At 40.0% G+C, this 12654-nt stretch carries 10 protein-coding genes, 1 pseudogene and 1 riboswitch; of the genes and pseudogenes, 6 read left to right on the forward strand and 5 right to left on the reverse strand.

Going from position 1 to position 12654, the window contains the following annotated elements:
* Positions 1-337: 337 nt before the first annotated feature.
* Complete coding sequence (locus M1D69_RS10715; protein WP_458103788.1) at positions 338-883, reverse strand: hypothetical protein; 546 nt, start codon at positions 881-883, stop codon at positions 338-340.
* 216 nt (positions 884-1099) lie between these two features.
* Positions 1100-1687: a VanZ family protein gene (locus M1D69_RS10720; RefSeq protein ID WP_458110427.1), complete on the reverse strand. Its 588-nt coding sequence runs from the start codon at positions 1685-1687 to the stop codon at positions 1100-1102.
* 702 nt (positions 1688-2389) lie between these two features.
* Here M1D69_RS10720 and M1D69_RS10725 point away from each other — a divergent pair.
* Both M1D69_RS10725 and M1D69_RS10730 read left to right on the forward strand, forming a co-directional pair.
* Positions 2390-2776: pseudogene (locus M1D69_RS10725) on the forward strand (thymidylate synthase); the annotation flags it as partial.
* Positions 2777-2961: 185 nt separating this feature from the next.
* Positions 2962-3735 carry an acetoin reductase gene (locus M1D69_RS10730; protein ID WP_458103786.1) on the forward strand — a complete coding sequence of 258 codons (774 nt, stop codon included), beginning with the start codon at positions 2962-2964 and terminating at the stop codon, positions 3733-3735.
* A 289-nt stretch (positions 3736-4024) separates the two neighbouring features.
* Here the strand turns inward: M1D69_RS10730 and M1D69_RS10735 are convergent, their stop codons facing one another.
* Complete coding sequence (locus M1D69_RS10735; protein WP_458106167.1) at positions 4025-5035, reverse strand: polysaccharide lyase family 1 protein; 1011 nt, start codon at positions 5033-5035, stop codon at positions 4025-4027.
* Positions 5036-5230: 195 nt separating this feature from the next.
* Here M1D69_RS10735 and M1D69_RS10740 point away from each other — a divergent pair, with 195 nt between their 5' ends.
* Positions 5231-5908 (forward strand): YoaK family protein, encoded by a 678-nt coding sequence (locus M1D69_RS10740; protein WP_458106166.1) that lies wholly within the window; start codon positions 5231-5233, stop codon positions 5906-5908.
* A 281-nt stretch (positions 5909-6189) separates the two neighbouring features.
* The gene (locus tag M1D69_RS10745; RefSeq protein ID WP_044155645.1) at positions 6190-6888 is read left to right on the forward strand and encodes an expansin EXLX1 family cellulose-binding protein; all 699 of its coding nucleotides are present in this window, start codon (positions 6190-6192) and stop codon (positions 6886-6888) included.
* A 435-nt stretch (positions 6889-7323) separates the two neighbouring features.
* Here the strand turns inward: M1D69_RS10745 and M1D69_RS10750 are convergent, their stop codons facing one another.
* Both M1D69_RS10750 and M1D69_RS10755 read right to left on the reverse strand, forming a co-directional pair.
* Positions 7324-7620: a hypothetical protein gene (locus M1D69_RS10750; RefSeq protein ID WP_059336530.1), complete on the reverse strand. Its 297-nt coding sequence runs from the start codon at positions 7618-7620 to the stop codon at positions 7324-7326.
* A 113-nt stretch (positions 7621-7733) separates the two neighbouring features.
* A complete protein-coding gene (locus tag M1D69_RS10755) occupies positions 7734-9776 on the reverse strand; it encodes a molybdopterin oxidoreductase family protein (protein ID WP_458103785.1) in 2043 nt (680 codons plus the stop codon).
* A 147-nt stretch (positions 9777-9923) separates the two neighbouring features.
* Positions 9924-10015: riboswitch (SAM riboswitch) on the forward strand.
* Between the two features lie 96 nt (positions 10016-10111).
* Here M1D69_RS10755 and M1D69_RS10760 point away from each other — a divergent pair.
* Both M1D69_RS10760 and M1D69_RS10765 read left to right on the forward strand, forming a co-directional pair.
* Positions 10112-11134, forward strand: coding sequence for a 2-hydroxyacid dehydrogenase (locus M1D69_RS10760; protein WP_458103784.1), 1023 nt, complete (start codon positions 10112-10114; stop codon positions 11132-11134).
* An 18-nt stretch (positions 11135-11152) separates the two neighbouring features.
* Complete coding sequence (locus M1D69_RS10765; protein ID WP_458103783.1) at positions 11153-12631, forward strand: FGGY-family carbohydrate kinase; 1479 nt, start codon at positions 11153-11155, stop codon at positions 12629-12631.
* Positions 12632-12654: the final 23 nt, after the last annotated feature.

A 12654-nucleotide genomic window follows, 5' to 3' on the forward strand; every position in this document is an offset into this window, starting at 1 on the left:
GCTAAATAAGAAGTTCTTTGGTCTTTTATTTTAATAATGGTACTGCCATAAACAACGCTTGGGCAATTTTGATATGAAACAAACTTTAAGGCGTAGAGAAAATGGATTTACGATTGGAACGGTCCTGAAAAAAATCAATAAACACAGATGTTCTTTTACCACGCCTAAAGAGCATGAACATCGCTTACACAATCAATGCAGCTTGTTGCTGTATAAAAGCAGCATGATGGGCGAGGGCTGCAAGTGTAATTTGTAATGATGCTTTAGCATAAAAAAACAGCACTCACACGAAGACGTAGTGCTGTTTTAACGTTTGCAGAGCATTGCATAAAAGTGGTTATTTCCAGACTGACAAATATTTCTTTCGATATTTGCTATCTTTCTCGATCTCAATCAAGTCCATTGCTATTTCCCTAATATGCTCATCTTTATCTTCATCGTATAATTTTTTTAAACCTACAATCATATCGTAGCGAATCAATGTATAATGTTTTTCGTTCATTCCATTTTTAAAGCGATCAATAATATGAGTAAGCACCAGTTCTTTTTGTTCTGGCCCAGCTAAACCAACCTTCCAGATTGCTTGCAAACTATGCCGAGCAGTTACAAATTTTGAATCCCTGGTCACTTCCCATAACGCTGAAAAGTCGCGCAGCATCCGTTTATCCGGATCACTGATTGCTAAACCAGCAAGAAACTGTGCAGCTCTCGCTCGCCTGTGGTTATCCGGATCGGTCAGCCATCCTATTAATTGATCCCACACTTCATAAGCCCAGTCTACTTTTTCTTTTGTGGCGTTAATAATATTCTGAAAGCCGTCTAATTGCAGGCTTTTGTCCTTTGCTTCTAGATTTTCAAAATGAGATTTCATTATACTGTCCATTTTCGTATCACCTTAAAACGATTAGTTATGTTGATTATATCCTTTCACTTGCGATCTTCCAATAAACATCATTTCTCGCAAGTGAATGCTTACCTTTTCCTATTATGTTTTTCTAATTCAATTTCAACAAAAAGTCTGTTACATTGGCTGTTCTTTACATTGTGTACTTGATGAGGGCTACATATCTTGTTTACAGATCAGATGTTTATGAAAGAATCATTTTTTAAATCGTAATTTTTTATATAACGATCGAAGAATACAAAACAGCAAGTAGCCTATTGCAGCACCTGACGTATTAAGGATTAAATCATCAACGTCAAAGCTTCTATAAGAGTTTCTTACATACATAGAAATTGAAAGTTGCGTTAGTTCTATAAACAATGAAGTAAAAAATCCAGTTAATAACATTCTTTTTAGGTTCCTTAACTCGTCAAATAAAAGAGGGAACAACAAGCCAATTTGCAACAGTAAAATCAGATTTCCGCCAAGAGATCTTATCACAAAAAACTGCAAGCCTATATGATAAATATCTACAAAGAAATAAAACGGGATAAAGTTATTTCCATACAAAAATGGATGATAAGAATCGTTCCTCCAGTTCGCAATTAAATGATGATCTATAGGTAAAGGGAATATTGTAACGCTTATCAGTTCAAAGAAGTAAACGATTAAACAAACAATAACAAGATGCTTATCATTGGACATTCGTTCTTTCTTAAATATAAATCGTTTAATAATTCTATAAAGAATAAAACAAAAATAAAGTACAAACATGAATGGCAAGAGAAAAGTTGAGTCAAGCATAAATACACCACAATTTCTTTTTTTTGATCTATTTTTACATAATTAGGAAAGAGATTAAGATTAAATAAAAAAGACTTTTATCTAGATTTAAAAGGAGGAAAGAGAAGGTGAAACTCAATAACGACAGTGATTTCCAAGTTTGCTGACATGTTTTTAAGAAATGGTTGAGGAGAAGTGTATTGCTCATATGAGTCAAAGTTGATTTAAGTGATATTGAATTGATCAATTGTTAAAGAATAAAAAAATAACTAAATATATTGAAAAGATCAATGGCTCTAAAGAATGCCTAATTTTGTATGGACAAATGACATTTGGCTGTGAGGTAAATACAATACAGTAAACTAGAGGAGCGAATGGAGGGTTCGATGTGTTTAGACAATATCCGGTTTGGTATACACAAACACCTTACTATCTGAATTATCATGTGCCTCAATACCAAACAATCTCTTATGATCCACAACGATGTTATCAACGTTGCATGTATCAAACTGGCGGTAACTATGAGTTATGTGACAGATTATGTTATGGAGAAATACAAGTGTAAAAGAGGGGGACTTTCTCCTCTTTAAAACCACATTATATAAATGAAAAATGAAGAATCTGATATTTGTTAAACGATACATCTTAATTTTAAATAATGTTATCTCAGTTGAAGAATGTAAACCAAGAAGAGTCAGAAAAAGCTTGCAGCTTAAAGAATTACAAAGGAAACAAGAGGACGGCAACATCGGCAATACATATGATGATAAGCTTGCTAAGAAAATAGAATGTTAACTGATGAAAAAGTTGACCAGGTCGATGATCTTCTTCATCAGTTAAAGAACGACTTCATCACGCATGCTTTGGAATCAAGACCAATTAAACTCAATGGCATTTACACCATGCCTATTTGAAATTCAAAGGTATGTTTAAGCAAGGAAAACTCCATTTAGGGGCAAGGCCGTAGCAATGAAACTTTGGGTAACGGTCTAATGAATTCCAATACATTGTATTACAGCGCATAAATACTAAAGAAAACGGATAAGAGCTCGGTGTCCATATCTTTAACAATAATGAGGTCATGGTTACACACGTCATATAGATCAACTCAATTAAGGGATCAATCCTGAAGTGAAGAACTTTATTACGTTACACACGATGATTTCAACTTGAATTAATTAATATAATACAAGCTTTCTTTTGAGTTGAGACAGCAGTTTACATTATGTAGAGAAACACTGATTTGTTAAAATAAATATATCGTCACTATATCTCATTGCGAAAGGGGAATATTTATGAGCAAGGTAGCAATAGTTACTGGTTCCGCAGGCGGATTAGGGAGAGGGATAGCAGAGAGATTGTGCAAGGATGGTTTTAGTGTCGTTCTGCATGATATTAACGAGGAACTGCTGCATGCAACTGTATCAGACTTCAAAGAAAAAGGCTTTCATGTTATCGGAGTAAAAGGGGATGTATCCAAGCGTGATGACCAATTCAATTTAGTTAAAGCAGCGGCAGATACATTTGGTCGTTTGGATGTGTTTGTAAACAATGCTGGCATTGAGGCAGTTTCTCCATTTTTAGAAATAACAGAAGAACAACTGAATCGATTGTTCAAGGTTAATGTCAATGGCGTTGTATTTGGTACTCAAGCAGCTGCTGATCAGTTCATTAAGCAAGAAACAAAAGGCAAAATCATTAACGCATGCAGTATAGCAGGTCACGAATCATTTGAAATGCTTGGCACATATTCCGCTACGAAGCACGCTGTGAAATCTTTTACACATTCAGCTGCTAAAGAGTTAGCCAAATATAAAATAACAGTTAACGCATATTGTCCTGGTGTTGCAAAAACAAAAATGTGGGATCGTATTGATGAAGAAATGGTTAAACATAGCGATGATTTAAAACCAGGAGAAGCTTTTGAAAAATTCTCTTCAGACATTGCTCTAAAAAGATATCAAACTCCTGAAGATGTGGCCAATTTAGTCTCATTTCTAGCTTCAGATGATTCAGATTATATCACCGGTCAAGCTATTTTAACTGATGGCGGCCTGGTTTATAGATGATAGAATGTACATTAAAATAAAAGAATCCATTTTAGAAATGGGTTCTTTTTGTTTGAGATGAAACCATAATGACCTAGTTGTATAATAAGAAAAGCAATTCAGAGGTCCGTGTGTTCATTCAATGAAAATGGAGTGAACATTTTCGAAAAAAATTTGGTCCGTAAGCATGTTCATCTTGTGCAATGTTTGACAAGCAACATTGTGGCGCACATGTGAGTTTTAGACACAAGCAAGACGCAGAATACATAGCCATAAAGAGAGGCTTGGCGTTATGCAAGCCCTCTTTGTGTCAGTAGCCAAAAACCAATGTTGTACTTTGTGATCCGGCATATTTTGTGACAAATTCTTTTGTGTACTGCGGAGTTTGAACCCGGTAGCTGTAATTGGAGCCTGGATTCCACGTTGTCAACGGAGAGGATTGCCTGTTCAAGGATGGATAGCTTCCTGTATCCTTAAAGTATCCGGTGCCCTTGTCATCAAGGATTCCGCCTTTTTCGCTGCCTTTTCCAAAATAATTGTATTCAGAGTATATTTTTGCTTTTGTCGCGATGGTAATTGCTTGGTTAAAATTGTTGCTGTAATTGTTTTTGACATGAAAATAGCCATATCTCATCAGCCCCGGGCCTCTTACATACAAATTCTCAAAATAGTTGTTGGCGATGGTCATGTGCGGATAGCCGTCATATTGGTGCTGGGAATCATCAGGATATCCTAAAATTAAACCGTACTTATGATTTGCGAATTTTGAGTTGCTGATGGTGATATAATCAGCTGATTTACCGATATACAACAGCTTGTCCAGGTCACTTCCGCCAGCATTATAGCTGTGTCCTGAAAATGTAACATGGTCGATCCAATAGTTGAAGCCTGAATCTAGATAAAGCTGTATATCGTTATTTCCATTAATCTGCGGGCTGTGTTCAAAGGTCAGATTTTGAAAGATGACGTTTCCGGATGAAGAAGATGTTGTTAAATAAATATTTTTCAGCGTTTTTTTAGCGTAAGAACCTACAAGTGTTTTATTTGAACCAATCGTTACCGTTGTTTTTGAAGAAGCGATTAAATCATTTTGAAGCACTAAAATTTTAGGTGTTGATCCGCTCAGATGGGTTTTTAAATCATTTAGGCTTTGGATATAAACGATCTGGCCGTTTTTTCCGCCGGATGTGCTGGCTTTAGAGACTCCTTTTCCATTTTTTGCATTTCCGGCAAATCCTAAAATGCCATTCGTCGAGGTATTTGGAAAATCTACGGCGCCTAAAGCTTTTTCAGGCAAGAGAAGCAATAATAAACTTAACATGGCAAATAATAAGGAAAATCGTTTCAAAGCCACTCAGCTTCCTTTCAAATGTAAATGAATTCATATGGATTATTATTACAGTTGAACAAAAGTAAGAATAGAGTCTATATTCCTGATCAAAACCGGGATTTTATATGTTATTTGATGCAAATAATAGAGTTACAATTGGAACAGCACGAAAGGATTGATACACCATTGACTGCTTCAGCATATCGAAACACCTTGCTTTCACTCCTTTGTTTAACAGCGGGAATCGTGGATGTGATCGGCTATTTAAGCCTAGGACACGTCTTCACTGCTAATATGACCGGAAATATCGTTTTATTGGGATTAGCGATCGGAAAATCTCTTCAGGTCACTGTTTTTCATTCTTTGACTGCGCTAATCGGCTTCATATTTGGGGTGATTATTTCAACAATCATTGTTGGAAAGGCAGAGAAAACATTTTGGCCATCCGCTGTAACAAAAGCTCTGGCAATTGAAGCATTCATTTTATTTGTTTTTGCTTGTCTTTCAATATCTACTGCTTTCGTTCCCGTGTACATCCTTATTATCCTTTTGAGTATTGCCATGGGGATACAAACAACAGCAGCTAAACAACTGGGGATTGCAGGCATTTCTTCAACTGTTTTGACCGGAACATTGGCTTCTCTTTTAGAGGATCTTTCCGGCCGGTTGCTTTTCTCTAAACAGAATAAAACATTCTTGAGAGATGCTGTGTTAAGGGCGCTGGCCATCATATTATATTGTGTGGGGGCTATTATTGTAGCTTTTGCAGAACCGCATTTTCATTACATCATTATTTGGGTTCCGATTGTGCTCATTTTAGGTATTATACTTACTGCTCTGGCCAAGTTGCAAAAAGTAAAGTGAAATTCTCCCGCTTGCGATTTCAAGCGGGGATGGGGATTTTTTGAGCTGATATACTTCAGATCCCCACTATAGCCACCCATTTTAATGAAACAAGAACTTTGGCTCATATGTGCATCTGAACATAAGTAGTGCATAGTCGTAAAAAACGCACCTTTTGATAGATATAGAATAGTGAATTAGACATAAATCAATCTATGAATCTATGTCCTCTTTCCATCCATATCGAATCAGCATTACAATGATAATGATTCTCATTCGAAATTTGGACTAGGAGGATGTCTATGAAAAAGAAGATCAGTGCTGTTATTAGCGTGGTTATGTTGATGATTCTTTGTTTTTGCCCGCAGGCTTCGGCAGCCTATAACGATTTGCACGAAGGCTATGCAACCTATACCGGATCAGGCTATTCAGGAGGAGCTTTCCTTCTTGACCCTATCCCATCTGACATGGAGATTACGGCAATTAACCCAAAGGATCTTAATTACGGGGGTGTGAAAGCCGCTCTTGCCGGCTCTTATCTTGAAGTGGAAGGGCCAAAGGGGAAGACGATCGTCTATGTTACCGATCTATATCCTGAGGGTGCCCCAGGAGCCCTTGATCTTTCACCCAATGCCTTCAGCAAAATCGGTGCTATGAAAGATGGAAAAATCAAAATCAAATGGCGTGTGATCAAAGCGCCAATCACTGGCAATTTCACATACCGGATTAAAGAAGGCAGCAGCCAGTGGTGGGCGGCAATCCAAGTTAGAAATCACAAGTATCCCGTTATGAAAATGGAATACTACAAAGACGGAAAGTGGATCAACATGGAGAAAACAGACTATAATCATTTCCTCAGCACCAATTTAGGAACGGGCTCTCTTAAAGTCAGAATCACTGACATTCGAGGAAAAGTTGTAAAAGATACGATTCCAAAGCTTCCTGCAAACGGAACATCTGGGGCGTACACAGTTCCCGGGCATGTTCAGTTTCCTGAATAAAAGCTTTGAAAAACGGCGGGAAAATCTAAATTTTCCGCCGCTTTTTTATACGTGCAAATGATTATGAGGTAAGAATGTTGTGACTTCCTTATGCATGTTGGCACAGCAATGGTAGAGGAACATTTCAAATGAAAAATCCTGCTCAAGAAGAAGGGCTAAATGAATCCTGCGACTGGTCTTTCAGCTGCTTGGATGTTAGATAGTGACTCTGTATTCAATTGCATTTGGCATCCCCTCTACCGAAGACACCAATACCTATACTTGATAAGTAAAATCAATAATTGCATATGTGGGCTGCTTTCGTTAATGTGGTGATCTTTTTTAAATTAAATAAATAACAAGAACCAATAAATTGATCAAAAAGCGTTTACCAATCCTGCTTTTTGTTTTGATGGTAAATAGAACTTCATAGCTCGTCTTATTGAAAAATTCGCATTAATCTTTCGCTTGTTGTTTCTCTCCTAATGTTAATACCCATTCTCTTAAGATATGTTTTTGCACATATCTTTTTCCGTTTATTTCGATATGAGGGAGGTCTGTGAGATCCTTTGCTAAGAGTTTCGCCTCCGCTTGGGTTATTCCTAAAAAATGCCCGATGTAAAAGTGAATATCTCGTTCTTTAATCAGCATGATGTCATTTTTTTCGTTAGCTTTTGGGTTGTTAATATGCTTTAATCCTTCTCCGATAAAATATCCAGCCAATGCAATACCGATTCCTAAAAAAACGTCCATGTGTATGCCTCCATTATGTAATCGTCATGTTATACGGTCACTCTATACCATTGGTTTCATTTTTTTGTTGACTGTGCACACAAAAAAACGCCAGAGCAAGCTCTGGACGGTTTCTATGCTTTTTCAATCTGCACTCGGCCTGAGAAAAAAGTGGCGCCTCCGCCTATATCAGACAAGCGGTCGGGGGTCAGGGCGTTAACAAGCTGATTTTTGCCTGGTTCATCTGCCCATAATCCTTGACTGACGACAACACCGGGCAGCACTTGTTCTCCGACTGCGGCGGTTAATTCACACTCACCTCGGCTGTTCCAAATCCGTACGGCTTCACCATCAGTGAGGCCGTGTTTTTCGGCATCTTTCGTGTTGATAAAGAGTTTCGGTGCTTTTTCAAGTTTGACGTGCTTTGCATTATTGGAAAACGTTGAGTTTAAGAAATTATGATTCGGCCCGGGAACATACATAAACGGGAATTCATGATCCGGCGCAAGCGGCGTATGTGTCGGTAACGGCGGGAAACCGGCTTGTTTCATTTTTTCTGAATATAATTCTATTTTTCCGCTCGGTGTCGGCAATTTACCCGGAAACAGCGGCTTTTCACGCTTCGCCTTCATAAACGAACGTTCAGTAAGTGATTCATAAGTAATCTCTGCTAAATAAGGATTATCGGGGTGGTGAAGCGCCTGCCGGATTAAGTCTTCATCTGAATCTTTGAGCTCCTGATCCGTAAATCCCATTGCCTCAGCCAATAACCGGAATACCTCGGTATTAGACTTACTTTCTCCGTATTTCTCAATAACCGGCTGCTGCAGCTGAATGTAATGATGCCAGTATGAGGTGTAAAAATCAGTATTTTCAAAAGCAGATGCAGCGGGCAGTACAATGTCCGCATATTTGGCCGTTTCTGTTACAAACAAATCATGAACCACGGTGAACAAGTCATCCCGCAGGAGGCCTTGTCTGACTTTGTTCGCTTCTGGCGCCACAACGGCTGGATTCGTCCCATAAATAAAGAGGGAGCGAACAGGAGGGTCTGTTTCCAGAAGAACCCTGCCCAGCTGGTTCATATTAAACGATCTCGGTGTGCGGCCTTTCAGTAAATCAGGACGCTGAAGCGCGGTGGTGTTATATTCTAAAACTCCGCTGTTATGTTTGATGGCACCGCCTCCTGTATGCATCCATTGACCGGTAATCGCCGGAAGACAGGCAATCGTTCTTACAATCATTCCGCCGTTGTCATGATGCTGAAGGCCGTTTCCGATTCTGATAAAGGAAGGGGAGGTTTCACCATACATTTTTGCCAGCTGATAGATATCGTCGGTACTGATACCAGTGATCAAGGATACCTTTTCTGGATGATACTGTTTCACATGCTCGCGCAGTTCTTCATAGCCGACTGTATATTCTGAAAGAAATGCTTCATCGTGAAGATTTTCTTTAAATAAAATGTGCATGATGCCAAGGGCAAGCGCGCTGTCGGTACCGGGTTTTATAGGAATAAACCAGTCTGCAAGACGCCCTGTCTGATTTTTATGCACATCAATCACAACAATTTTTGCGCCTTTTTTCCGTGCTTTTTGGGCGATTGTAATTTGATGCATATTTGTGCTGACTGCGTTAATTCCCCAAAAGATAAAGAGTTTCGTATGGATTGTTTCTTCAGGATCGATTCCAGCACTCACACCCATGGTATATTTATAGCCCTCTGATCCGGCTTTGCTGCAAATCGTCCGCTCAAGCTGGCTTGAGCCCAAGCGATAAAAAAAGCGGCGGTCCATTCCTTCAGCCGTTAATTTTCCCATATTGCCGTAAAAGCTGTAAGGCAGTATGCTTTCAGCTCCTTCTTCATCAATCAGCTGTTTCCAGCGGGATGTGATGGTGTCAATCGCTTCTTCCCAAGAAATTGGTTTAAACTCTGCCTCGCCCTTCACACCTGTTCGTTTCAGCGGAGTCGTCAGCCGCTTTTCATCATAGATGCGCTCAGCCATATTTCGTACTTTGTTGCATATATTTCCGGCTGTCACGGGGTGATCAGGATCACCCTGCACTTTCACAATTTTCCCGTCTTTTTTATGTACCAGCAATCCGCACTGGTCCGGGCAGTCCAGTGAGCAAACGGATTTAAAAATGCCGTTTTGTTGAGTGGCGAACGATTTCATAGCCCAGTTCCTCTCCCTAGTTAGATATATTGTAAGAATTATAACATTTCGAATGATAACGTCAATTCTGAAAAAAGACATTGACATCAATCTGGGTCTTCTTTATGATTAACGTATTCTCAATACTGAAAATTACATACAAAACATTTTCTATCAAGAGAGGTGGAGGGACTGGCCCTATGAAACCTCGGCAACATTATTGTGCCAATTCCAGCAAGCGTCAGCTTGAAAGATAGGAAAGTAAGGTTTATACCGGCTTCTGTCTGTGGCAGAGTGCGCCTATACATGAATCTCTTTCCATCTTTGGAGAGAGATTTTTTTTGTGAAAAATACCGATGAAAAGGATGTTTTGCATCATGACGGTTTTGATTACAGCACCGTACAACGAAGAAGGACGAAAAGAGCTTGAAGAATTGTTCGGTTCCGTTGTTTATCAGTCTTGGAAAGAAAACGGCCGGGCATACAGGGAAGATGAATTGATTCAGCTATTAAAAGAATCAAATGCGACGGGTCTGATTACTGAGCTTGATCAGGTGACAGAGAATGTGTTTGCATCAATGCCGGAACTTTCATTTGTGGGAGTATGCAGGGGAATGCCTTCCAATGTTGATATAGCAGCAGCGTCAAACAGAGACATTCCGGTTTTCTATACACCTGGGCGCAACGCACAAGCTGTTGCTGAAATGTTTATTGGAAATGTGATTTCATTTCTCCGGCACACGAATACCTCTAATCAATGGCTAAAGGATGGAAAATGGAACAGCGATTATTTGCAGGCGTATGCCAAATTCAAAGGTAATGAAATAACAGGAAAAACCGTGGGTATGGTCGGATTCGGAGCGGTTGGGCAAAGAATTGCAAAACTGCTGGCTGCGTTTGACTGCAAGGTTTTGTATTACGATCCATACGTACAGCACGATTATCCGCAATATGAAAAAGTTTCTCTGGAGAAGGTTTTTTCAGATAGTGATATCGTTTCTGTTCATCTGCCGCGTACAGATGATACGCTTGGCCTCATTGATCGGCCGTATTTTGACTTGATGAAAGAGAGCGCCATTTTCGTGAATACATCAAGAGCTGTCGTGGTAAACCGAGAGGATCTTTTATCTGTATTGAAAGAAAGTAAAATCAGAGGTGCGATATTAGACGTTTTTTATCATGAGCCGCCAGAGCAATCGGATTATGAATTTATTTCATTGCCTAATGTTCTGGCAACACCGCATTTAGCAGGAGCAACATTTGAAGTAGAGGATCATCACGTTACCATTCTGAACGAAGCGCTTAAAAAGTGGAAGGGTGAAAAAACTCTCAATATTCCGACTTTATATAACAAAAACGATCTTAAAGCAGAGGTGTAAGAAAAGGAGGGCATCAGGATGACGAAACAAAAAGGTTATCTCGTATTTGACATTGGCACTGGCAATGCAAGAGTTGCGGTCGTAAGTGTGTCGGGCAGCGTTCAAACGGTTGAACGGGAGGACATTGTATATACGACCGAGCCGCTTTACCCGGACAGCCGCTATTTTTCTCCACAGGCGCTGTGGAATCAAATCATGAATCTGGCTAGACGTGCGATTTCTCGTTCTCATCATATTGAAATTATTGGTCTCACTTCAACAAGTCAAAGACAGGGGATCGTGCTGCTTGATCAAAATGGTGAGTCTTTCCTCGGTCTGCCCAACATTGACAATCGGGGCAGGGAGTGGGAGGAAAACATACCGAATCGGGAAGAAGTATACAGCCGAACAGGCCGTCTGCCGACTGCGCTTTTTTCAGCGCTCAAGCTTTATGGTTTAAAGCACCGGCAGCCCTCCTTATGGGAAAAAACTGCAAGCTTCACAAGCATTAGTGATTGGGTGACGTATCAGTTGAGCGGAGTATTGACATATGAACCTTCACAGGCGACGGAAACGCTGCTGTTTGATGTAAAACAAAATACATGGTCAGAAGAGATGTGCGGTATATTCGGTTTCTCGCCATCCATTCTTCCGCCTCTAGTAAGAGCGGGAACAGTCATTGGATCGATAACAGATGAGTATGCGGCAGAATTGGGACTATCACATCATGCGAAGGTTATAGCGGGCGGGGGAGATACACAGCTTGCTGTCAAAAGCACTGGTGCTGCTCTGGGAGACGCAGTCATTGTATCAGGTACGACAACACCGATTACCAACATTATAGATGAAATTCATGGGGACAGACAAATTAAAGCCTGGCTAAACTGCCACACAGATCAAGGACAGTGGCTTGCGGAGACAAATCCCGGGGTAACAGGTCTGAATTTTCAAAAACTAAAGGATATTTTCTATCCGAATGAACCGTACGATGTGATGGAAGAAGAGATTGCTGCTCTTGCTAAGGTAGATCATGCATGTGTATCTTCCCTCGGCTCGTATTTATCGGCAGAAAAAAACGCCCTGACGAAAGGCGGCTTTCTTTTTGATGTACCGCTTTCAGCCCATTTAAGCAGAGCGCATTTTGTACGCGCGGCATTACAGGAGATTGCATGTTCAATCAAATGGAACTTTGACATTTTAACAGAGATCACTCCGTTTGATCGTGACTATGTGTGGGGATGCGGAGGCGGATTCCAAAGCAGAGCATTTACACAATATATCGCCAATCTTCTTCAGAAAAAAATCTATGTCAAAGAAGGGTACAGTCAGGCATCAGTCGTTGGTGCTGCTGTGGTTTGCAATGAGGCCTTTAGATTGACCGAAGAAATGTCTGGAAGTGTTCGGGTGATAGAACCGCAGGATTGCCGGATAGAAATGACTTTATACGAGGAGTGGAAGCAGGTCCAACGCTTCTTTTCAGGGTTAGAGCCGTCATCGGGAAACAAGGTATTAGTATAAGGCGGAATTTGCCGCCAATTGAG

The organism is Bacillus sp. PK3-037 (assembly GCF_054161355.1).

Bases quoted from the DNA above. Each gene is read 5' to 3' on its own strand.
- M1D69_RS10720 (WP_458110427.1), bottom strand. From the start codon at position 1,687: ATGCTTGACTCAACTTTTCTCTTGCCATTCATGTTTGTACTTTATTTT.
- M1D69_RS10755 (WP_458103785.1), bottom strand. From the start codon at position 9,776: ATGAAATCGTTCGCCACTCAACAAAACGGCATTTTTAAATCCGTTTGC.
- M1D69_RS10730 (WP_458103786.1), top strand. From the start codon at position 2,962: ATGAGCAAGGTAGCAATAGTTACTGGTTCCGCAGGCGGATTAGGGAGA.
- M1D69_RS10735 (WP_458106167.1), bottom strand. From the start codon at position 5,035: ATGTTAAGTTTATTATTGCTTCTCTTGCCTGAAAAAGCTTTAGGCGCC.
- M1D69_RS10760 (WP_458103784.1), top strand. From the start codon at position 10,112: ATGAAAAGGATGTTTTGCATCATGACGGTTTTGATTACAGCACCGTAC.
- M1D69_RS10750 (WP_059336530.1), bottom strand. From the start codon at position 7,620: ATGGACGTTTTTTTAGGAATCGGTATTGCATTGGCTGGATATTTTATC.
- M1D69_RS10745 (WP_044155645.1), top strand. From the start codon at position 6,190: ATGAAAAAGAAGATCAGTGCTGTTATTAGCGTGGTTATGTTGATGATT.
- M1D69_RS10715 (WP_458103788.1), bottom strand. From the start codon at position 883: ATGGACAGTATAATGAAATCTCATTTTGAAAATCTAGAAGCAAAGGAC.
- M1D69_RS10765 (WP_458103783.1), top strand. From the start codon at position 11,153: ATGACGAAACAAAAAGGTTATCTCGTATTTGACATTGGCACTGGCAAT.